The organism is Gilliamella sp. LMG 34359, assembly GCF_984569085.1.
On sequence record NZ_OZ474906.1, the window covers coordinates 1,079,851 to 1,101,172 of the forward strand.

18 protein-coding genes are annotated in these 21,322 nt (G+C 35.9%); 4 read left to right on the forward strand and 14 right to left on the reverse strand.

The features are described 5' to 3' along the window. Nucleotides 1–40 precede the first annotated feature (40 nt). A complete protein-coding gene (locus tag AC5LXV_RS05035; protein ID WP_110424190.1) occupies nucleotides 41–1,150 on the forward strand; it encodes a glycerol dehydrogenase in 1,110 nt (369 codons plus the stop codon). A 286-nt stretch (nucleotides 1,151–1,436) separates the two neighbouring features. On the opposite strand, the gene nrdB is transcribed toward AC5LXV_RS05035, so the two are convergent. From nrdB to AC5LXV_RS05060, 5 genes are all read right to left on the reverse strand, one after another. Beyond that, complete coding sequence (gene nrdB, locus AC5LXV_RS05040; RefSeq protein WP_110424271.1) at nucleotides 1,437–2,567, reverse strand: class Ia ribonucleoside-diphosphate reductase subunit beta; 1,131 nt, start codon at nucleotides 2,565–2,567, stop codon at nucleotides 1,437–1,439. A 117-nt stretch (nucleotides 2,568–2,684) separates the two neighbouring features. Further along, nucleotides 2,685–4,970, reverse strand: coding sequence for a class 1a ribonucleoside-diphosphate reductase subunit alpha (gene nrdA / locus AC5LXV_RS05045; RefSeq protein ID WP_493467536.1), 2,286 nt, complete (start codon nucleotides 4,968–4,970; stop codon nucleotides 2,685–2,687). 584 nt (nucleotides 4,971–5,554) lie between these two features. Then, nucleotides 5,555–5,770, reverse strand: a complete 216-nt coding sequence (locus AC5LXV_RS05050) for a hypothetical protein (protein WP_493467537.1) — start codon at nucleotides 5,768–5,770, stop codon at nucleotides 5,555–5,557. Between the two features lie 306 nt (nucleotides 5,771–6,076). Continuing rightward, nucleotides 6,077–7,456 (reverse strand): hypothetical protein, encoded by a 1,380-nt coding sequence (locus AC5LXV_RS05055; protein WP_493467538.1) that lies wholly within the window; start codon nucleotides 7,454–7,456, stop codon nucleotides 6,077–6,079. A 330-nt stretch (nucleotides 7,457–7,786) separates the two neighbouring features. Then, nucleotides 7,787–9,118, reverse strand: coding sequence for a replication-associated recombination protein A (locus AC5LXV_RS05060; protein WP_493467539.1), 1,332 nt, complete (start codon nucleotides 9,116–9,118; stop codon nucleotides 7,787–7,789). A 165-nt stretch (nucleotides 9,119–9,283) separates the two neighbouring features. Here AC5LXV_RS05060 and lolA point away from each other — a divergent pair, with 165 nt between their 5' ends. Then, complete coding sequence (gene lolA, locus AC5LXV_RS05065) at nucleotides 9,284–9,877, forward strand: outer membrane lipoprotein periplasmic chaperone LolA (protein ID WP_034883972.1); 594 nt, start codon at nucleotides 9,284–9,286, stop codon at nucleotides 9,875–9,877. Nucleotides 9,878–9,964: 87 nt separating this feature from the next. Here lolA and AC5LXV_RS05070 read toward each other — a convergent pair whose 3' ends face one another. The 9 genes from AC5LXV_RS05070 to exuR form a co-directional block, all read right to left on the reverse strand. Then, on the reverse strand, nucleotides 9,965–10,939 hold the full coding sequence (locus tag AC5LXV_RS05070) for a hypothetical protein (protein ID WP_110424187.1): 975 nt from the start codon (nucleotides 10,937–10,939) through the stop codon (nucleotides 9,965–9,967). A 98-nt stretch (nucleotides 10,940–11,037) separates the two neighbouring features. Next, nucleotides 11,038–11,481: a PTS sugar transporter subunit IIA gene (locus AC5LXV_RS05075; protein WP_493467540.1), complete on the reverse strand. Its 444-nt coding sequence runs from the start codon at nucleotides 11,479–11,481 to the stop codon at nucleotides 11,038–11,040. A 16-nt stretch (nucleotides 11,482–11,497) separates the two neighbouring features. Further along, nucleotides 11,498–11,995: a PTS sugar transporter subunit IIB gene (locus AC5LXV_RS05080; protein ID WP_493467541.1), complete on the reverse strand. Its 498-nt coding sequence runs from the start codon at nucleotides 11,993–11,995 to the stop codon at nucleotides 11,498–11,500. A gap of 33 nt (nucleotides 11,996–12,028) precedes the next feature. Then, a complete protein-coding gene (locus AC5LXV_RS05085) occupies nucleotides 12,029–12,889 on the reverse strand; it encodes a PTS system mannose/fructose/sorbose family transporter subunit IID (RefSeq protein WP_110434424.1) in 861 nt (286 codons plus the stop codon). Between the two features lie 41 nt (nucleotides 12,890–12,930). Beyond that, complete coding sequence (locus tag AC5LXV_RS05090; protein ID WP_110434423.1) at nucleotides 12,931–13,764, reverse strand: PTS mannose/fructose/sorbose/N-acetylgalactosamine transporter subunit IIC; 834 nt, start codon at nucleotides 13,762–13,764, stop codon at nucleotides 12,931–12,933. A 111-nt stretch (nucleotides 13,765–13,875) separates the two neighbouring features. Continuing rightward, a complete protein-coding gene (locus AC5LXV_RS05095; protein ID WP_493467542.1) occupies nucleotides 13,876–14,535 on the reverse strand; it encodes a bifunctional 4-hydroxy-2-oxoglutarate aldolase/2-dehydro-3-deoxy-phosphogluconate aldolase in 660 nt (219 codons plus the stop codon). An 88-nt stretch (nucleotides 14,536–14,623) separates the two neighbouring features. Next, a complete protein-coding gene (locus AC5LXV_RS05100; protein WP_110424181.1) occupies nucleotides 14,624–15,577 on the reverse strand; it encodes a phosphoglycerate dehydrogenase in 954 nt (317 codons plus the stop codon). 497 nt (nucleotides 15,578–16,074) lie between these two features. Beyond that, entirely contained in the window at nucleotides 16,075–17,085 is a 1,011-nt protein-coding gene (locus AC5LXV_RS05105) for a substrate-binding domain-containing protein (RefSeq protein WP_493467543.1), read from the reverse strand. A gap of 431 nt (nucleotides 17,086–17,516) precedes the next feature. Further along, entirely contained in the window at nucleotides 17,517–18,293 is a 777-nt protein-coding gene (gene exuR, locus AC5LXV_RS05110; RefSeq protein ID WP_110424179.1) for a transcriptional regulator ExuR, read from the reverse strand. Between the two features lie 246 nt (nucleotides 18,294–18,539). Between exuR and AC5LXV_RS05115 the strand changes: the two genes are divergently transcribed. Both AC5LXV_RS05115 and uxaC read left to right on the forward strand, forming a co-directional pair. Next, on the forward strand, nucleotides 18,540–19,805 hold the full coding sequence (locus AC5LXV_RS05115) for an MFS transporter (RefSeq protein WP_110424178.1): 1,266 nt from the start codon (nucleotides 18,540–18,542) through the stop codon (nucleotides 19,803–19,805). Between the two features lie 76 nt (nucleotides 19,806–19,881). Then, the gene (gene uxaC / locus AC5LXV_RS05120; protein ID WP_493467544.1) at nucleotides 19,882–21,294 is read left to right on the forward strand and encodes a glucuronate isomerase; all 1,413 of its coding nucleotides are present in this window, start codon (nucleotides 19,882–19,884) and stop codon (nucleotides 21,292–21,294) included. The last annotated feature ends 28 nt before the right edge of the window (nucleotides 21,295–21,322 follow it).

A 21,322-nucleotide genomic window follows, 5' to 3' on the forward strand; every position in this document is an offset into this window, starting at 1 on the left:
ATAAAAGATCGTTAATATTATTATTTAAAATAGGAAAAAAATGAGTGTAGTTGCTATTCAATCACCAAGTAAATATATACAAGGTGCCGGGGTTTACAATGATATTGCAAAATATTTGTCACCAGTGGCGAATAAGTTTGTCATTTTGGTCGACTCTTTTGTTTTACCATTAATTAAAGATCGGTTAGAACAGAGTCTTTCATCACAAGACCTTAAATATATTATTGTGGAATTCGGTGGTGAATGTTGTCATTCCGAAGTTAACCGTGTTATGCAGTTGGCGATTGAAAATCATTGTTTAGCTATTTTAGGTATTGGTGGCGGTAAAACGCTTGATACCGCAAAAGCAGTGGGTTTTTATGCTAAATATCCTATCGTATTAAGCCCAACAGTTGCTTCGACAGATGCTCCGTGCGCTGCACTTTCTGTTTTATATACTGATGATGGTATTTTTGATTCTTACCTATTTTTACCAAACAATGCCAATGTTGTGCTTATTGATACTCAAATTGTGGCTAACGCGCCGAGTCGTTTGTTAGCGGCAGGAATGGGCGATGCATTGGCGACATGGTTTGAAGCGCGCGCTTGTCATCGAAGTGGAGCAAAAACCATGGCAGGTGAATTGGTATCTTCATCGGCACTAAGTTTAGCTAAGTTTTGCTTTGATACTTTAATGGCTGAAGGCCGAAAAGCAATGATTGCTGTGCAAAATAAAGTCGTTACACCAGCGGTAGAAAAAATCGTCGAAGCTAATACTTATCTTAGTGGTGTCGGTTTTGAAAGTGGTGGTTTAGCTGCTGCTCATGCAGTACATAATGGATTAACAACGCTTGATGAAACCCATAAGTATTTACATGGCGAAAAAGTTGCTTTTGGTGTGTTAACACAACTCTTTTTAGAAAATGCCAGTGATGAAGAGTTAGAGCAAATTACCAGTTTTTGCTATGATCTTGGCTTACCTATCTCATTAGCTCAAATTGGTGTAACTACTGATATTGAAAAGAAAATGCAGAAAGTTGCAACAGAATCTTGTTCTGACAACGATACGATGAAAAACATGCCGGGTAATGTTCAACCTCAAGATGTTTATGCGGCTCTAATTGCAGCTAATCAATATGGTGAAAATTATTTATCTCAAAAAAATAAATAGTTTTTGCTCTATTTCCTAATAAAAAGAAGAGAAATTATTCGGTTAATTTCTCTTTTTTATTTACTTAATTTCTGATATGCCATTTTAACCAGAAAGTTAATTGGTTGTTTTTTTCAAGAAAATATTGAAAAATATGATATGCAAGATTCTCTTTTAGTCTTGCTTCGCTGTATACAATATTGGGTTTTGATTAGCTTTTCCTGAATTTAGCGAATTTCAAACCAAAAGGAACCCTTTCAGGTTCCTTTAGTAAAAAGTTAAGGAGAGGGATTTTTTCGGGAGATAATTATAATGTGAAGTCGCTTAAATCGTCTTCACTGATTTCGGCGTCAATTTGTCCAACTAGATATGAGCTCATTTCTGCTTCTTGTGGCGCAACCTGTACGTTGTCGGAAACTAGCCAATTGTTGATCCAAGGAATTGGGTTGGATTTTACTTCAAAGGGTAGTTTAAGGCCAACCGCTTGCATACGGATATTGGTAATGTATTCAACATATTGGCAAAGGATATCTTTGTTTAAGCCAATCATTGAACCACCTTCAAATAGATATTCAGCCCATTCTTTTTCTTGATTGGCTGCTTGTAAGAAGAGGTCATAGCAATCTTGTTCGCACTCTTTGGCGATTTCTGCCATTTCAGGATCGTCTTCACCGCTGCGTAGTGTGTTGATCATAAATTGGGTGCCGGTGAGATGAAGGGCTTCATCACGGGCAATCAGTTTGATTATTTTAGCATTACCTTCCATCAACTCTCGTTCTGCAAAGGCAAATGAGCAAGCAAAACTCACATAGAAGCGAATCGCTTCAAGGGCATTAACACTCATTAGGCATAGGTAAAGTCGTCTTTTTAGTTCGCGCAAGTCGATCGTGATGGTTCGATTATTGACAATGTGTTTACCTTCACCAAGTAGGTTGTAATAACTGGCATAGCTAATAAGATCATCATAGTAACCGGCAATATCACCAGCGCGTTTTTGGATCTCTTTATTTGTCACAATATCGTCAAATACCACTGAAGGATCATTAACGATGTTACGAATGATATGGGTATAAGAGCGTGAATGGATAGTTTCTGAAAACGACCAAGTCTCTACCCAAGTTTCAAGTTCGGGAATCGAAATTAAAGGGAGTAACGCCACATTTGGGCTTCGACCTTGAATGGAATCAAGTAATGTTTGATATTTTAAATTACTGATAAAGATATGCTTTTCATGTTCCGGCAAGGCAGCATAGTCGATACGATCTTGGGACACATCGACCTCTTCAGGACGCCAAAAGAAGGAAAGTTGTTTTTCAATTAACTTTTCGAACATTTCATATTTTTGCTGATCATAACGAGCAACATTAACCGGTTGTCCAAGGAACATCGGTTCTTTCAGTTGGTCATTGTGGACGTGTGAGAAGGTGCTGTAATTCATACTCATAATTGAACTCCTAAATTTGGTGGCTTTTCATGAAATATTCAGAAAAAGTAGCTATAGTAGGGATAACTAATTGGTTATCCACTACATTTAGTTTAGTGCTAAGCCGGGCAATTAAATTTTGCATGCTCCGCCTTCACAACCATCATCACTTGATGCGGGTTGAATATCCCCTTGAATATCTTCAGCACCATCGCGGGTGTTATGGTAATAAAGCGTTTTTACACCATATTTATAGGCTGTTAGTAAGTCAGCTAACAGTTGTTTCATTGGTACTTTGTCATTCGGGAATTTGGTCGGATCATAATTGGTATTCGCCGAAATTGATTGATCAACAAACTTCTGCATAATGCCAACTAAATGCAGATAACCGGTGTTATTTGGTATTTGCCAGAGTAACTCATAGAGATCTTTTAACTTGTTATATTCAGGTACCACTTGTTTCAAGATGCCATCTTTCGATGCTTTGATACTGATATAACCGCGAGGTGGTTCAATACCATTGGTGGCATTAGAGATTTGTGATGATGTTTCCGATGGCATTAATGCCGATAAAGTTGAATTACGTAAACCATAGGTTTTAATTGATTCACGCAGCGATTGCCAATCGTAATGGAGCGGCTCTTTGGTGATACTATCCAGATCTCGCTTATAGGTATCGATAGGTAAGATACCTTGTGAGTAAGTGGTTTCATTAAATAGTGGGCAGGCACCTTTCTCTTTAGCTAAGTTATTGGAAGCTTTTAATAGATAATATTGCATTGCTTCAAAAGTACGATGAGTAAGGTTGTTAGCGCTGCCGTCAGAATATTTAACACCATGTTTAGCTAAATAATAGGCATAGTTAATCACCCCAATGCCAAGGGTGCGACGATTAAGTGATGAGTTTTTAGCCGCTGGTACAGGATAATCTTGATAATCAAGTAATGCATCAAGAGCGCGAACCGTTAAGTCAGCTAGCTCTTCGAAATCATCAAGCGATTCAATTTTGCCTAAATTGAAGGCGGATAGGGTACAAAGCGCGATTTCGCCTTTCTCATCATTAATATTATTCAGTGGTTTGGTTGGTAACGCAATTTCCATACATAAGTTGGATTGATGTACTGGCGCAACTTGTGCATTAAACGGGCTATGAGTGTTACAGTGATCGACGTTTTGTATATAAATTCGCCCAGTTGATGCGCGTTCCTGCATTAATAGTGCGAAAAGTTCTACCGCTTTAACCACACGTTTGCGAATATTCACATCCTGTTCATATTGATGATAAAGTGCATCAAATTTGTCTTGGTCAGCAAAAAAGGCATCATAAAGTCCCGGTACATCAGAGGGGCTAAATAGTGTGATGTTTTCGTTTTTGATCAGGCGTTGGTACATTAATTTATTGATTTGTACACCGTAATCCATATGTCGAACGCGATTTTCTTCAACTCCACGGTTGTTACGTAATACTAATAAACTTTCTACTTCTAAATGCCAGAGTGGATAAAATACCGTTGCCGCACCACCACGTACACCACCTTGTGAACAAGATTTAACTGCGGTTTGGAAATATTTGTAAAAAGGAATACAACCGGTATGGAATGCTTCGCCACCACGAATTGAGCTACCTAAAGCGCGAATTCGACCGGCATTGATACCAATACCCGCGCGTTGTGACACATATTTGACGATAGCACTGGCGGTGGCATTGATAGAATCTAAACTATCATCACATTCAATGAGTACACAAGAACTAAACTGCCGAGTAGGTGTGCGTACCCCCGCCATTATTGGCGTAGGTAAAGAGATTTTAAATGTCGAAACAGCATCATAGAAGCGTTTAATGTAGGCTAGTCGAGTATCTTTAGGGTAATTAGCAAATAGACATGCCGCGACTAAAATATAGAGAAATTGAGCGCTTTCATAAATCTCACCGGTTACGCGATTTTGAACTAAATATTTACCTTCCAGTTGTTTTACCGCGGCGTAAGAGAAGTCCATATCTCGCCAATGGTCGATAATGTTATCCATCTGTTGAAACTCTTCTTGGCTATAATCTTCAAGAAGATGTTGGTCATAACGTTCACTCGCAACCAGTTTTTTTACGTGTTCGTAAAGCGGTGGTGGAGTAAATTGGTTATAGGCTTTTTTACGTAAATGGAAGATTGCTAAGCGAGCAGCTAAATATTGGTAATCAGGTGTATCTTGAGAAATTAAATCTGCTGCCGCACGAATGATGGTTTCATGAATATCGGAAGTGCGAATACCATCATAGAATTGAATATGTGAGCGTAACTCAACTTGAGAAACCGACACATTATCTAACCCTTCCGCAGCCCAAGTAATCACTTTATGGATTTTATCAAGGTCGATGGGTTCTTTTTCGCCATTACGTTTGGTTACCAATATTGATTTGTTCATTTTTCATCCGTTTATCTATTTTTAATAGCGCTTATGATAATTGATATTTATCAAAATATACAATATATAGTGCCTATTAATCATTTTATTACTATATATAGTGTGTTTAATAAACAGCGATTTTAAATTTATTAACGAAAATCAATGATTACGGCTACAGATTAGTAAATGGCGTGGATTTTATAAAAAAAGGTAACAGTAGGTAGTAGCAGTAGAAAGTAATAATTGTCGATGATAAGTTTTACCTATGAATAAATAGAGTTCGAATATAAAAGGCAAATTTAATGAGTATTGATATATCTACACAAGCTATTTTTATCTTGGTTCGCATTGTTGCCATGGTGTTTGCTATCATATCGCTGTAAATCACACTATCGATTAATTGTAGTATTCAAGCCTAAATTTGAAATATTGGCGTTATTTATTATCTGTTAATTAGTTATATTTAAGACAATCACTCGTTTATTCCAGATACAGATCACCATTTTTTATTTTTATGTATAGTGGTTTTGGAATGTTTACACTTTTTCATACAACAAAATTAAGGGGTAACTGTTTATTAAATGCCATAGGCGTTAAGTAACCTAATGATTATCCAATAATTGATTATTAAACACTTTTGCTCGGTCTGAATGAAATAGTGCGATTGAGGATAATGGTGCTTTAATTTGCCTTAATGTTTGCATAACAAGCTTGGCTGTTTTGTGTTGCCCAACACTGAATCCGATTGTCTTTCGTGCTGAGAGTTCGAGTAATCTGTCCAGATAATTCCATTTTGGCCCCACTTTTATATGAGTCAAATCAGCGAAAATAACATTTGTTTTTAAGCCGACAGTAAAATTTTGTTGTAGAACTCTTAGATAAGTTGAACGCTTAAAAAGAACAAAGCCAACTTATAAAAGTTGGCTTGTTATTTTACATTGAAAATTTATTATCTAATTGATTTTCAGATATAAACTAAATGACTCGATCCATCTATTTGTCGAAGTATTAACGTAAAATAAATCAAAATATTTTTGATCTATTATTTTCATCTTTTCTAAAGAATCGAGTAGATTTTCAGATATGGTTAATCACTCGCTGTCTTCCACAGTGGTTATTTACAATCAACGTATTGAAGTGCATAATCCATTTTTTGCACCAGTTTCCGGCATACAGTGATACTTTGCATTGTAAGTATGCAAGTCGCAAAGATCATCTTTATCAGGATCATATAACCAAATACGTCTTGTTTTATTGTTCTGGTTTTCAGCTGGCGCCCATGAATTTGGATATGCTTTTTGGCTAGGATCCCCCCATTCACTAAATAGTGTGCCTATTTCTCTAGTGTAATATGTTTTATTGGACATTAAGTTTGAATTAACCACTTCTTGACTATAACTAATTCGATATTTACCACCTCCAGCTAATGAGTTACAACCATCAACAACATCTTGAGCACTCCCGATAGAAGCTTGCGGTTTGCCAATATTACTTTCGTCCCAACCGACAAACCATTTTACGAGGGTAAATGAATATTTAATAGTGGTATTTTTTTGAGGATTTTTTCCTTCTACAATAACCGTATGACCATCTGTTGAACCCATAATGTATTGCCAAGCTTTTGCTGGGTCTCTAGCATCTGGCGTATCAAATGATACTGTAATAACGTGCGTAGTTGGATCTTTGTTAACTTGTACTAACTCACCGCCTTGTTTAATCGACCATTCATAATCTTTAGCCATTTCTGGATTACTCAAAATTAACTGAAATCGAGCACCATAAAAACCGGTTGAAGGAAAGTTTTTGCTAGCGTCAGTTCTTGATTGCGGTAGAAAACCATAAGTAGCATCCCATTGTCCTTGGGCATTTATCCCAGATTCTGGTGGATTTATTTCTGGTTTAGCATAACAAATTCCAACATCATGCATGATGGTATAAGTTTTTGATGGTTTTGTTGTTATATCAGCATTAGGATATTGATAATAGTCTGGGGTGCCATATTTGGAAAATAGGGTTAAAAAATCAGTGGATAATTTTATTTTGAATGGTGCGTGAATATCTTGTCTAGCTAAATTACAAAAGGTGTCGGTATCACTTGGAGTAAACTCTACTTGGTTGCCATTGACATCGGTATAATACCAAGTCATGTCAATAACATATGGACTTTCAGTAAGAGATAATAATTCATCACCATCTGCATCAAAATATTCTTGACCATTTGGTTGTTTTATCGGCGCTAATTGAATTTTATTTTTAAAAGGGTAATTGCTAGTAATTGGTGATTGATTGACTTCATCACCATAATAATTATGGTTATCAATTTTTAAACCAAATAAGTCCAAATCATCAATATTCGCTTCTAAGGTTGATGATAAATGAGGAGGGGTTCCTTCAATTACTCTAGCGGTTGTTTGTGATAGACTAGCAAAAGCCTGTTGACTACAGATGAATAATATTAAATAAAACCAACTTATAAAAAATCTACTTCTCGGAAATCCATTCACTTTAAATTCTCAATATCCTATTGCTTTTTATTCTTATCTTTAATTATCCTAATTATTTATTATTCGGTAAGCATCCTGCCTACTTCATAATGTTAATCATTATAACGTAATTAAATGATATTAGTGAATAGAGTAACTACAATGATTACTAATAAATGAAGATAATAAAATCCTGTTAATTAACCATGATAATATTTTGATTAATATCAAATTACATCTTAAATATTATATTATGCCTATTACATTAATAGTTAATTACTTAAGTTAGCGAGAATGATAGTTATCATTATTGCCATACTTTAGTTAACTTTAAAAAACCGACTAAATTATTTAAGATTTATAGCGTTGGATCAGGCTGGCTTTATTTTGCGCTTCTAACCAAGCAAGTTTTTCAGCGTAATTTTTTTCAGCACCACGTTGTGTTGGATGATAATATTTGCTATCAGCCATTTCAGGGGGAAAGTAGTTTTCACCCGCTGCGTAGGCATTAGGCTCATCGTGAGCATAACGATACTGAGCGCCATAACCTAATTCTTTCATTAAATTGGTTGGCGCATTGCGTAGATGTTCAGGGACGTCATAATCGGGTTTTGATGTCGCATCTTTCATCGCTTGGTTAAATGCAAGGTAAACCGCATTACTTTTTGGTGCGCAAGCAAGGTAGACAATTGCTTGGGCGATAGCTCGTTCGCCTTCTGCAGGCCCCACTCGTGTAAAACAGTCCCAAGCAGCTAAGGCGACTTGCATTGCTCTAGGATCGGCATTACCGACATCTTCTGATGCAATAGCTAATAATCGGCGGGCAACGTACAGCGGATCTCCTCCAGCAGAAATGATTCTTGCATACCAATAAAGTGCGGCATCAGGAGCTGATCCTCTAATTGATTTATGCACCGCAGAGATGAGGTCGTAATAACGATCGCCTTGATTATCAAATCTTGCACTACGTTCACCAATGACTTCTTTAAGTAATTCTGAGGTGAGTGTTTTGCCATCTGACATATCAACCAACAATTCAAGCGTGTTGAGGGCTCGTCTCGCATCACCACCAACAAATTCGGCAATCTGTTTTTTGGTTTCATCAAGCAAGGTAATGTTTCGCTTGCCATAACCACGCTCAGGATCATCCATCGCTTGTTGTAAAATTTGCTCGATATCTTCGTTAGTTAATGATTTGAGCAAATAGACTCTAGCCCGCGATAAAAGTGCTGAATTCAACTCAAAAGAGGGGTTTTCAGTGGTGGCACCAATAAAGGTTACCGTACCATTTTCCACATAGGGCAAAAAAGCATCTTGTTGACTTTTATTGAAACGATGAACCTCATCAACAAATAAGATGGTTCTTACTCCTGATTGTTGATTAATTTTGGCACGTTCAATTGCTTCGCGAATATCTTTTATACCGGACGTTACTGCTGATATACGTTCAACTTTAGCATTAGCATGGTGTGCAATGATTTCAGCTAAAGTGGTTTTACCAGTACCAGGCGGGCCCCAAAGGATCATTGAATGTAAATGACCAGCTGCAATAGCTTTAGGTAAAGGTTTGTCTTTACCTAACAGTTGGCTTTGACCAATGTATTCGGATAAATTACGTGGACGCATCCTTGCTGCTAAAGGTTGAAATTCATCTGAGCTAAATTCAAAAGAGAGACTAGGCATGGTGCATCGTTATCCAAATTTACAAAATATGGCTATTATATACTGCTTAACTGATAAGTGAAAAAGAAAAGAAAATATCTTTCCCCGCTAATAGAAAAACGGTAATATTTTGACCTAAATGAGTTATTAAAATACTACACTAAACAAAACGAATAAGGATTGGTAATGAAGAAGTTTTTAATCTTAATCGGATTACTAACAACTGCTTCAGCATGGGCTGGAGATAAAGAAGTGTTACAAGAACGATTAGCAAAAATTGATGGATTTTATGCCCGTTTTTCTCAAGATGTCAAAACGGCAGATAAACAACCGGTTCAACAAGGTAAAGGTGATTTATGGGTGACAAGACCTTATTACTTTAATTGGAGCATGACTGAGCCAGATGAAACATCGATTATTTCTGATGGGAAAAATATGTGGGTATATACTCCAGCGGTTGAGCAAGTGAGTGTAATGAGTTTGAAAAAAATGGTAGATAATCGTTTAATGTTACTCATTACTGATAGTCATAATCCTATCTGGAACACCTATACTGTAACACGAAAACAGGACTCTTTTACGCTTAAACCAACTGACGGTTCTAATCAAGATTATGTTATATCGGTTTTACCTACAGGGATGATTTCCAATTTTACGATTATTGAAGAGGATGGTCAGCGTAGTTTTTATGATTTATCTAAACAAACTTTAGGTAAAGTTCCGCTTGATAAATTTAAATTCACTCCACCAGCTGGGGTAACTATTGATGATCAGCGATGATTAGTTAACAAAGATTGTGGAGATGTCTTAAGTTAGCGACATCTCCAACATAACTATATTTCCAACATAATTGCATCTCCAACATAACTACTTATCCAAGATAACTTTATCGGTTAGGTTTTTGCTTTTTTCAGGGGTTATTAATAGCGTTAATAATGAATGTAGCGATTTCGAATGCTTTTCAATAATGCTATCCGCTAAGATATTGTCACCTCGTGAATGCGCATTATTTATCTGAACTTGATTGTATTCGTTTAGGGCTCCGGCTGTAATCATTAAGTATTTTTTTAGTGTTGTTTCAAGTTTACCGTCTAAAAAATTAATATGTTCGGCAGCAAACTCAAAGGATTTTGGTTTAAAAAATAATAACGATTCGCTATTGCCTAAACTATCGAGAAAAATAAACTTCTTCTTTTTTAGCTTATCGGAATAATGTTCAATCATTTTAAGACCATATTGATTTGAACATCCGCCGTCATATAGCACAAAGGCAACTCTCTTTTTTTGGTATTTATTCATTTTATTTATTGTGTTTAACATGACCAAAATACTTGAAGTATTACAGACAAAATTCTTTTTATTGGAAATACCATTTTTAAATTTCAAAATAATATAGAAGGCAGATAGGGTAACGATGGCCGCTAGTGCGCCCGATATACTATAAATTCCTGATGCTTTAATATTGGGAAGAAAGATAAATAGGTTCAGGCTTATTGCGATAGCCAATAGCATGAATACTGGGATTAGTCCCCCAAAGTAGCGTCGCTTATTGAAACGTTGTTCAAAAGCAAAAATTTTAGTCAAATTAAAGTAATTGACGCCAGTATCATAATAGGTACAAACAATCACATCTGCACTATCTAAATCGCCAATATAAGCATTATAGTAATTTTCATACTTTTTTTTAGCTAATTGTAATTTAGCTATTTTTGCATCAACATAATAACCTAGCTGGATTAACTCTTTAGAGATAACTCTTAAAAAAGCTATTTTTTCTCTATATGAAAACCGTTTGCCAAATAAAACGCAGTAGCGAAATATTAAATCTTTTAAACTGTTCATAGGCACTTATATCACTCAATTAGAAAACTATATGAATGACTGATAGCCGTTTTATCACTATCAGTCATTATTAGTAATTCCCTAATTTATTTCATTTATTAATAATCGTCATTACTTATAACTTTTTTTGAAGCTTGAAGTTCTGAAATGACATCTCTAATATCTTGTTGACCAGCTTCAATAATCGCTAAGGTGAGATCCGATATTGTTGAGAAATCACGATTACAAACTGCGGTTATCGTCATTGGTAAATTCATACCCGAGATCACCCGTATATTCATACCTTGTTTTTCCCATTCTGGAATGCATGCCATTGAAGCATTGTGTGGTGAGGCACCATACAAATCGACTAAAATAATCACACCATTACCAGAATTTAACTGCTCAGTTTTTTTTCGGATATTAGTTTTCAATTCTTCAATGTCTTGCCCGGGAATTAATGCTAATGTTTCAAACTGCTCAGCTTGACCAACAATCATCTCAACACTATCTTTTATTCCCTCAGCCATTTTTCCATGACTTATTAATAAGATTCCAATCATGTTAACTTCCTCTTACTTAGGAAAATAGTTTAACGGCTTCAGCTAAAGTTACTTTTTTTAGTGAAGGCGTTGCTTGGAAAAAAATATTCATGTTAGGGTAACGAGTTTGTAAATCCACTAATAGATCTAATTGCGCTTTGGTTATGGCAACTTGACTAATCACAGGTGTAGTTCCCGGTGACTGTGGAATTCCGCCAAGATTGAGATTTTCCACCGGCACACCACCTTTAATAATTTTATGCATAACTTCAATACTTTTAGTAATTAGCATGACATTAAAATCGTCATATTGCCTATCCTGCCAATATCTTATTGCACCATCTTCTTTTAATACGCGGATTTTGTAACCGGTACGTGATGCTGCACCCAAAATAATATTTTTAGTAAATTCATCATGTGCAGATACATCATCAGCAACAAAGAGAGCATTTGCACCAACTGACTTTGAAACATTGGTCGCAACTTGTCCATGAATTAACCGACTATCAACACGAGCTAAAACAACTTTACCCATAATTAAGCTTCTTCCTTTATATAATAAGTTAAATTACAAAATCCCTATTGCGGCTAGCACACCTAAAATTACCGTGAGGCCAATTAAAGCATTGGTAACTTTCAGTCCTTTTTTCGCAAAATAGAGATATAACCCACTAACAACAACTAACGGTAAAATTCCCGGGAGGATCTTATCTAGTGTTTCTTGGATAACGAAGTTTTTGCCAGAGAGTTCAAAAGAGAGGCTTGAGGTGACTTTAATATAGTTTGCGGCCAAAATCCCCATCATGAATAATCCTAGAATAGATAACCCTTCAATTAGCATCTGCATACTGTTACCCACCACTTCAGTTGCTGCGTTTCTACCAAGTTTGAAACCTAATTGACTGAAGTAATAACCAATCATTATTTGATACAGCGAAAATGCAATGAATGGGAATAAAGCACCTATTGCCATGCCTTCTTGCGCCCATGGTAGGGCGATTGCAATAAATATATATTGCATAGTGCCTGAATCTATGGAGTCACCGATGCCGGCTAATGCGCCCATTAATCCAGCTTTAGTGTTATATAATAAATTATCATCAATACTAAGTGGTTTTCCCTCATAAGTATCGTTAGCGCGGACAGATTCGAGCGAAGCCATGATACCGGTGATAGTACCGCCACCCCAAGCTAACTGGGTGTTAAAAAATAATAAATGTCTTTGATAAGCAGCTATTAAATCATTTTTATCTTTATAAAGTTTTTTAAGAATTGGCATTAATGCCCACAATAGTGAAGCGGCAATATAGCGATCAAACGCATGTGGAATTTCGTTAGCATAATAAAATCTTAACCATGCAATCACGACATCTTTTTGGGTGATCTCTTCAGGTTTTAAATCGATACTTTTTTGTTGAATTTCTGTCATAGTATATACCTTTTAAAAATTTGCTTATTAATCTGATACTATTAATAATCATCTTCGTCTTGATTAAACCCTGCTCCTGGACTACCAGAACCTAAATTATCTTTAATCGCATTAAAGGTTTCAGATTTAGCTAGAACAAAAATGAAAGCAATAATGGCACCAAGAATCGCATAGGTGACCATAGTTATACTTAGTGGTTTGGCAATAACAGCAACAAAATAGGCTAATAGGAAGAAAATAATATAACTACGTTTACCGATAACATAGACAGTTACAGCTATACCTACAGCGGCTAAACCTCCGCCAATAACGTTAAGGATATGGAATATAAAACTACTTGAATTTGTTTTGATTAAATCTGCAATAAATGGGGCGCCATAATATAAAGCAGTAAACATAAATGGTATAAAGATAATGAAAGCAATGATAATCGGAATACCAATAATTGAGAAAGTTAATCCGGTACTACTACCTTTGGCTGCAAATTTGTCAGTGAATCGTTGCATAGCAAATGTATTTACGAAAAATCTTAATTGATATAAGTAAGATCCCAATAGACCGACAGGTACCGCAACGCCAACAGCAGTTTCCGGCGACATGTTACCGAGCAGTGTCACAGGTACAGCTATTGCCGTTGCAATTGCAGGCTCGGATGGCATTTGCCCCCCCGGTGAAAAAACTCCCATATAAATTAACTGGATAGCAGCTGTGGCTATCATGGCATTATGAACATCATTAAATACTATACCCACTACTAAACCAGTCATCATAGGTGAAAATCTGAGTGTAGTTGTCGCACCGCCAAGAAAGGCTCTTGACATAACTAGTGCTATCCAAATAGCAACTAGTAATGCTTGAAGAAAAGTTACATGCATATATTTATTCCATTGTTTAAATATTTATTGTGATAAGTTAATAAAAAACACATCACATGACTTGATAACTAAAATTTATTCATTTAGTTATTCATGTATTTATTTATGTAGTTATTTATGCTGGCCGGCCAATTTTTGGGCACCTTCTACCGCCTCTTTAGCCAATGTAGTTATTCCTAAGAAATTTCCTTCGCGAATAAAATCAGTTGGCACAAACCAAGAACCACCAACACAAATTACATTTTTAAGTGATAGATAATCTCGGTAGTTGTTTAGATTAATTCCGCCTGTTGGGCAAAATTTTGCATCTGGAATTGGACCTGCAAATGCTTTAAGTGCTGCTATACCGCCATTTATTTCTGCCGGGAAAAATTTAAATGCCGTTAATCCCGCTTCTTTAGCTGTCATCAATTCGCCAATAGTTGCTATACCCGGAATTACCGGTACCGGACCTTCAACAGCTGCTTTTAGAATAGCCGGCGTTAATCCTGGTGTGATAATAAACTCAACCCCCGCTTTCGTGACTTCTTTAAGTTGTTCAACCGAGGTGACCGTTCCTGCGCCTACTACAGCTTCAGGAACTTCAGCAATAATCTTTTTAATTGCCTCAAGCCCGCATGCAGTACGTAAAGTCACTTCTAACACTTTTACCCCTCCGGCAATAAGTGCTTTTGCTAATGGCACGGCATCATTAATATCTTCAATTACAATTACCGGAACTACTGGCCCTAAAGATAAAACTGCTTCTGCTGATTTTTTCCAATTTTTCATGTTATTAACCTCTAATAATGAATAAAATTTTATTTGTCTTATACCAAAATCATCAATATTGAATATATTGACTTTTCATGGTTAATCTTTACTGATTTACTGAATGTAATGGTTTATTGCCGTTAAGTACTCTGACAACGTCTTGCGCTGCCATAACTAATGTTTTTACAATGGCATCTTGGGTAAATGCCCCTGTATGTGGTGTTAAAATGACATTTTTATGATTAAAAAATCGAGAATCGGTGAAAGGTTCTTCAGTGAAGGTGTCTAGGCCAACACCGCCGACATAACCACTGGTTAAAGCATCATAGAGATCATCATTATTAATTAAATCTCCACGCGCGGTATTAATGATGTAAACACCTTTTTTCATTTTGCTGATGTTTTCTTGGTTGATCATTCCTCGAGTTTGTTCGGTTGCCGGAAGATGTAGGGAGATAAAATCTGCTAATTCGAATAACGGTGTCATAGAGTCATAATATGTCACACCATATTTCTCTTGAAGTTCTACATTTGGATAGAGATCATATGCAATAACCTTCATACCAAATGCCGAACAGCGGATGGCAAGGTTTCGACCAATAGAGCCTGTTCCGAAAATGGCAATAGTTTTACCACTTAATTCAACACCATCTTCTCTTTTCCATGAGCCAGAACAGACACTTGTGTCCATAACATGGATTTTACGCGCCAATCCGGTAATAAAGGAAAAGGCAAGTTCACAAACCGATAAACTGTTTGTACCTGGCGTGACGGTAACCACTATGTTATTTTTTTTTGCGGCGATTAAATCTACACGATCATAACCGACCCCGTTTCGGGCAATGATTTTTAAATTTGCTGCGGCATTAATCACGTCAGAAGTTATAAAATCTAAACCAGCTATAAGCGCATCAATATCTTTTACTAAAGGTATTAATTCTTCAGCTTTTAATGGTTTATCTGGAGTAACAATGCGGATCTCGTGTCCGGCATCTTCTAAAACTTTTTTGGCCGCATCGCATGTTGCAAATGCTCTAGCGGTGGTTAAAACTACTGCCATTGGTAGTGCTCCTATTCATCTCTAGATCGAGTTAATTTAATTTTGGTTTTAAAAAAATAACTGCTGGAAATTCCTTGAAATTTCCAATGAAACCGGTTTCTTTTGCAAAGAAACCGGTTTCATTAGTTATTTATATTTTTCGAGTATATTAAATTGGAAAAGTAAAATCTGTTGGCGAGATCACATTTTTAAAAAAAGTATAAAAATAGATCAAATTTAAATAACTTTTATATTAAGGCTTAGTTAACGCAATTATTAGCCTAATTTTTTAAGAAGATCTGTTTTCTTGAATCTATTTTTAGTGATTACTTTGATTGTGATCTATTTTCTGCTATGCACAAGTAATCAGTTTTTGGCGTTTTGTAAAACTTAGTGTTATTGGTTCATGCAAACCTATTTTGATGATGGTTATAGGGGCATGTTGGTTAATTTTTGTAATATACCTATTATATCTGTCTAGATATTTCTAATTAAAAATAGTTAATAATCATCAGTGATTAACCGTGATAGTTAGTTATGCTCTCTCCTTCAATATATTGGACAGGAAGTTCAACTACATTAGAGGATATGAGTTTTCCATTTAACCGTTTGAGTAATATTTCCGCGGCAATTTTTCCCATTTCGAACTTCGGTGTTAAAACTGATGATAGTTTGGGATTTACTGATTGTCCGATATCATATCCATGAAAACCGGCTATGGCGATTTGTTGAGGAATAGCAATATTACGTCGTTGGCAGGCAAAAAGTACCCCTAAAGCAAGACTATCATTGCTGCAAAATATGCCATCAACTTGCGGGTATTCATTCAATACTTGAGTGAGTAATTGTTCGCCAAGTGTATAAGAAGTGATCTCATTTGATAAGATAGTAAAGGTCTCTAAATTATGTTCAGCCATTGCCGCTTCGTAACCATCTTTACGTAAAGTGCCTCTTTCATTTAATTGACTACTTAAATAGACAATATTTTTTTTGTTGGTTTTTATCATACGTTCAACCATATTTTTTGAGGCTTTAAAATTATCATAGCCAACCGCCATATCAATACAAGGGCTAATACAGTCCATTATTTCAACCACGGGGATGTTGGCTAATTGGATCATTTTCAGAGATGCGGGGGAATGATTTCGTTCCGTGAGAATTAAACCATCAATATTATAAGACAGTAGCGAACGTAGTCTCATCTCTTCTTTATCTTTGTGACGTCCTGTATGGGCTATCATGACTTGATAATTATTTTGGTCAGTAATTGTTTCGATACCTTGTAAAACTTCGGTGAAGATTTGATTAGTTACTGACGGCAAAATGACACCTATTGCGTGGCTTTTTGCATGGGATAACATATTGGGGACTTTATTGGGTAAATATCCTAGGGTTTCTATAACTGTTGAAATGCGTTTTTGTAATGAGGGTGATACCAGATCAGGCGTATTCAAATAACGACTTACTGTTGCTTTACTTACTCCAACTTGTTTAGCAATATCTAATAATCCGGTTCTTTTCTTTATCATTCTTATACTCATTATTGTGCTTCATAAGCGCGACTATCTCACGGAAGTGAATGTTTTTTATATTTTAATGCGGGTATTTTATCATCATTTTATTTCTTATCTACTATCATTAATATTTGTTAAATTATCATGAAGTTGTTTTAAATATTTATCTTCGACATTATTATTTGTGTTGCGATCAATGATGTTAAAAAATCTTTCCAATAAGTTAATATAAAAAATTATGATGATATTTAAATTTTTTTAGTTTAAAAAACGCCACATTTCTGTTTACTCACATTAAAAGTAAATAGATGAATATTTAAACGTCATAATCAGCTAACTGGCTATAACCTAAGCTACAGTTTTGTCATGTATTAATGACAAATTATGTTATCTATTATCCTGACGTTAATTATAACGTGATGATTATCAATAGGTTATAAATTGACTTAACTTAATTTTTCATTAATACTTATCACAGGATTATCAGAAAATAGATAGTGATCCCGTTTGGTCTCAAAATCTTCACTTGCGGCATCAAATAACATTTTTTTGGTATTTTCTAAATGTTGCCACATAGCTAGTTTGGCCGCTTTAGGATCGCGATTAATGAGCGCTTCTAATATTTTATCATGTTCTTGCCACCAACTTTCAATGTCTTGTTGTTGTACATGTTCATGTAGTTTTTTCCACATAGGGTTCAATGTTCGTTGTTGCCAAGCTTCTTGAACGATGGTAATTAAAGCGGTATTGCGGGTGATCATGGCAATTTGCGTATGGAATTTTAGATCCCAATCTGAATCCCGATAATGATCTTCTTTTTTAGCATTATGCTGAATTTCTAATAATTTGACGATGTCGTCTTTAGTGATTTGTGTTGCTGCAAATTCGGCAATATTACTTTCAATAAGTTGACGGGCCTGTAATAATTCAAATGGTCCTGTAGTTGAGAAATTTAGCCCTTGTGAAGCGGTTAGGACATTTGGTTGTAAACTATTGGCGATAACATGAATCCCCGAGCCTTTTCTTGCATCAACATAGCCTTCAACTTCTAGCATGATGATGGCTTCTCTGACAACTGAACGGCTTACTTTTAATTCTTCACAAATCAATCTTTCAGATGGTAGTTTACTTCCTACCGGATAAATGCCGTCAATAATTCGGTTTTTAAGTTCTGTGGCGATAACTTGGTAAAGTCTTTGATATTCGTTCTGTTGTTCAGTCATGATGAATTTTGTATAAGTCCTTTAAGTTTTTTTCAGACTTTTAAAATAACATCTAATTGCTTCAAATTAAATAATATTCCTGCATTTTTTTAATAAAGTTTTTTGTCAGCTAACTTTATTTGGCTAAAAAATATCCCTTTAATTATTATGGGTATAGAAGATTTTTGTGATGTATGTCAACTTTTTTAGTTGTCAGGCATGTTATTATACGCCAAAATATCTATATATATTTAGGAGCAATTAAAGATGTACAAAACGATAAAAAACCTGCGATGGTATATGATAGCATTAGTCACCGTAGGGACAATACTTGGTTACCTTACTCGCAATTCAATCGCGGTAGCCGCCCCAGTTTTAAATGAAGTGATGGGGTTAACAACTCAACAATATTCATATGTGGTAGCAGCATACTCAGCTTGTTATACCATTATGCAACCAATTGCCGGATATGTTCTAGACTTGTTAGGCACAAGAATGGGGTATGCAGTGTTTGCTATTCTATGGTCAGTATTTTGTGTAAGTACTGCATTTTCCGGTAGTTGGATCGGACTGGCTTTTGCTCGAGGTGCGGTAGGGGCAACCGAAGCGGCAATGATTCCGGCTGGACTCAAAGCAACCAGTGAATGGTTTCCTGCTAAAGAAAGATCGATTGCGGTTGGTTGGTTTAATTTAGGTTCGTCAGTGGGGGCAATGATTGCACCGCCATTAGTTGCTTGGGCAATATGGTTCCATAGCTGGCAATGGGCATTTATTCTATGTGGTTTATTAAGTTTTATTTGGGGAATTTTTTGGTTAATTCTTTATCGCCATCCAACAAAACAGAAACGCCTTTCTGAAGAAGAGAGAAAATATATCTTATCTGGTCAAGAAGCGAGTCATCAGACATCAAATACTGAAAAATTACCAACGAGTAAAATTTTAACAAGTCGACGTTTTTGGGGGATCGCTTTACCAAGATTTTTAGCCGAACCTGCCTGGGGGACTTTTAATGCTTGGATTCCATTATTTATGTTCACCGCTTATGGCTTTGATTTAAAACAAATCGCTATTTTTGCTTGGATGCCGATGCTTTTTGCTGATGTTGGCTGCGTCCTAGGTGGTTATATGTCACCATTCTTCCAAAAACATTTTAATGTAAGCTTAATTAATTCAAGAAAAATGGTAGTGACAGTTGGTGGTGTTCTTATGATTGCCCCTGGTCTGATAGGTTTATTCTCAAGCCCTTATGTTGCAATCTTTTTATTCTGTATTGGTGGTTTTGCTCATCAAGCATTATCCGGCGCATTAATTACTTTATCTTCTGATGTATTTGGCCGTAATGAAGTTGCAACCGCAAATGGGTTCACCGGTATGGCGGCATGGTTAGCAAGTACTATTTTTGCCCTTATTGTTGGAGCACTTGCAGATACTGTTGGATTTAGTCCGCTATTTGTGATTTTATCTTGTTTAGATCTATTAGCTGCGTTAGCGGTTTGGACAATCTTAAAAGAACCCGCAGCAGATCAAAAATAATTAATAAATTAATTAGATTATAGGAGTATATACTCCTGTAATCTTTAATAGTTAACTACTATTTATGGAGAATAAAATGAGTTTTTTAACTGAAAACTTTTTACTAGATACTGAATTTTCTCGTCAGCTTTATCATGATTTTGCTGCTGATCAGCCGATTTTTGATTATCACTGTCACTTACCACCAGAACAGATTGCTAAAGATTATCAATTTAAAAATCTGTATGACATCTGGTTAAAGGGTGATCATTATAAATGGCGTGCAATGCGTACCAATGGTGTTGCTGAAAAATTCTGTACTGGTACTGATGTGAGTGATTTAGACAAATTCAAGGCTTGGGCGGAAACTGTTCCTCACACCATTGGTAATCCTTTATATCATTGGACTCATTTAGAACTGCGTCGTCCTTTTGGAATTGATAATGTTTTATTATCACCAGCTACAGCAGAGCAAATTTGGAATACTTGTAATGAGATGCTTGCCACTCCAGAGTTTTCAGCTCGTAGCATTATGAAAAAAATGAATGTTAAAATGGCCGGTACCACCGATGATCCTATTGATGATTTAGCTCATCATAAAACTATTGCCGAAGATAGTTCATTTGAGGTTAAAGTTTTACCAAGCTGGCGTCCAGATAAAGCATTTAATATCGATTCGGAATTTTTTGGCCAATATATGGAAAAACTTTCTGCGGTAGCCGATGTGGAAATTTCTAACTTCCAAGCGCTTTGTCAGACATTATCTAAACGAATGGACCATTTTGCTGCTCATGGTTGTAAGATTTCTGACCATGCATTAGATACCGTTGTTTATGAAGAAGCCTCTGAAAAAGAGTTGGATACCATTTTAACTAAACGTTTATCTGGTGAGGTTTTAACCGCTAAAGAAGTTGCTCAATTTAAAACGGCAGTACTTATTTTCTTAGGTGTTGAATATCACAAACGTCAATGGGTTCAACAATATCATATCGGCGCATTGCGTAATAATAATTCAAGAATGTTTAATTTAATGGGGCCAGATGTAGGGTTCGATTCTATTAATGATTCACCGATTGCGCAGCCACTTTCTCGATTATTAGATGCCCAAGCAAAACAAGATGCGCTACCTAAAACGATTTTATATTGTTTAAATCCTTCTGATAATGAAATCCTAGGTACTATGATTGGTAACTTCCAAGGTGCAGGTATTCAAGGAAAAATGCAATTTGGTTCTGGTTGGTGGTTTAACGATCAAAAAGACGGCATGATTCGTCAAATGACACAGCTTGCCCAACTTGGCTTATTAAGTCGTTTTGTCGGTATGTTAACAGATAGCCGTAGCTTTTTATCTTATACTCGCCATGAATATTTCAGACGTATTTTATGTCGCATGATTGGACGTTGGGTTGAAGATGGTGAAGCACCACGTGATATCCAATTATTAGGTCAAATGGTTAAAAATATTAGTTTTGATAATGCTAAAAACTATTTTGGCATTGAACTAAGCTAAGAGCATTAAGTCGTTGTAATTAGATTAA

Excerpts from the sequence above, each read along its gene's own strand:
- AC5LXV_RS05035 (WP_110424190.1), top strand. The coding sequence starts at position 41 with ATGAGTGTAGTTGCTATTCAATCACCAAGTAAATATATACAAGGTGCC.
- nrdB (WP_110424271.1), bottom strand. The coding sequence starts at position 2,567 with ATGAATTACAGCACCTTCTCACACGTCCACAATGACCAACTGAAAGAA.
- nrdA (WP_493467536.1), bottom strand. The coding sequence starts at position 4,970 with ATGAACAAATCAATATTGGTAACCAAACGTAATGGCGAAAAAGAACCC.
- AC5LXV_RS05060 (WP_493467539.1), bottom strand. The coding sequence starts at position 9,118 with ATGCCTAGTCTCTCTTTTGAATTTAGCTCAGATGAATTTCAACCTTTA.
- lolA (WP_034883972.1), top strand. The coding sequence starts at position 9,284 with ATGAAGAAGTTTTTAATCTTAATCGGATTACTAACAACTGCTTCAGCA.
- AC5LXV_RS05070 (WP_110424187.1), bottom strand. The coding sequence starts at position 10,939 with ATGAACAGTTTAAAAGATTTAATATTTCGCTACTGCGTTTTATTTGGC.
- AC5LXV_RS05075 (WP_493467540.1), bottom strand. The coding sequence starts at position 11,481 with ATGATTGGAATCTTATTAATAAGTCATGGAAAAATGGCTGAGGGAATA.
- AC5LXV_RS05080 (WP_493467541.1), bottom strand. The coding sequence starts at position 11,995 with ATGGGTAAAGTTGTTTTAGCTCGTGTTGATAGTCGGTTAATTCATGGA.
- AC5LXV_RS05085 (WP_110434424.1), bottom strand. The coding sequence starts at position 12,889 with ATGACAGAAATTCAACAAAAAAGTATCGATTTAAAACCTGAAGAGATC.
- AC5LXV_RS05090 (WP_110434423.1), bottom strand. The coding sequence starts at position 13,764 with ATGCATGTAACTTTTCTTCAAGCATTACTAGTTGCTATTTGGATAGCA.
- AC5LXV_RS05095 (WP_493467542.1), bottom strand. The coding sequence starts at position 14,535 with ATGAAAAATTGGAAAAAATCAGCAGAAGCAGTTTTATCTTTAGGGCCA.
- AC5LXV_RS05100 (WP_110424181.1), bottom strand. The coding sequence starts at position 15,577 with ATGGCAGTAGTTTTAACCACCGCTAGAGCATTTGCAACATGCGATGCG.
- AC5LXV_RS05105 (WP_493467543.1), bottom strand. The coding sequence starts at position 17,085 with ATGATAAAGAAAAGAACCGGATTATTAGATATTGCTAAACAAGTTGGA.
- exuR (WP_110424179.1), bottom strand. The coding sequence starts at position 18,293 with ATGACTGAACAACAGAACGAATATCAAAGACTTTACCAAGTTATCGCC.
- AC5LXV_RS05115 (WP_110424178.1), top strand. The coding sequence starts at position 18,540 with ATGTACAAAACGATAAAAAACCTGCGATGGTATATGATAGCATTAGTC.
- uxaC (WP_493467544.1), top strand. The coding sequence starts at position 19,882 with ATGAGTTTTTTAACTGAAAACTTTTTACTAGATACTGAATTTTCTCGT.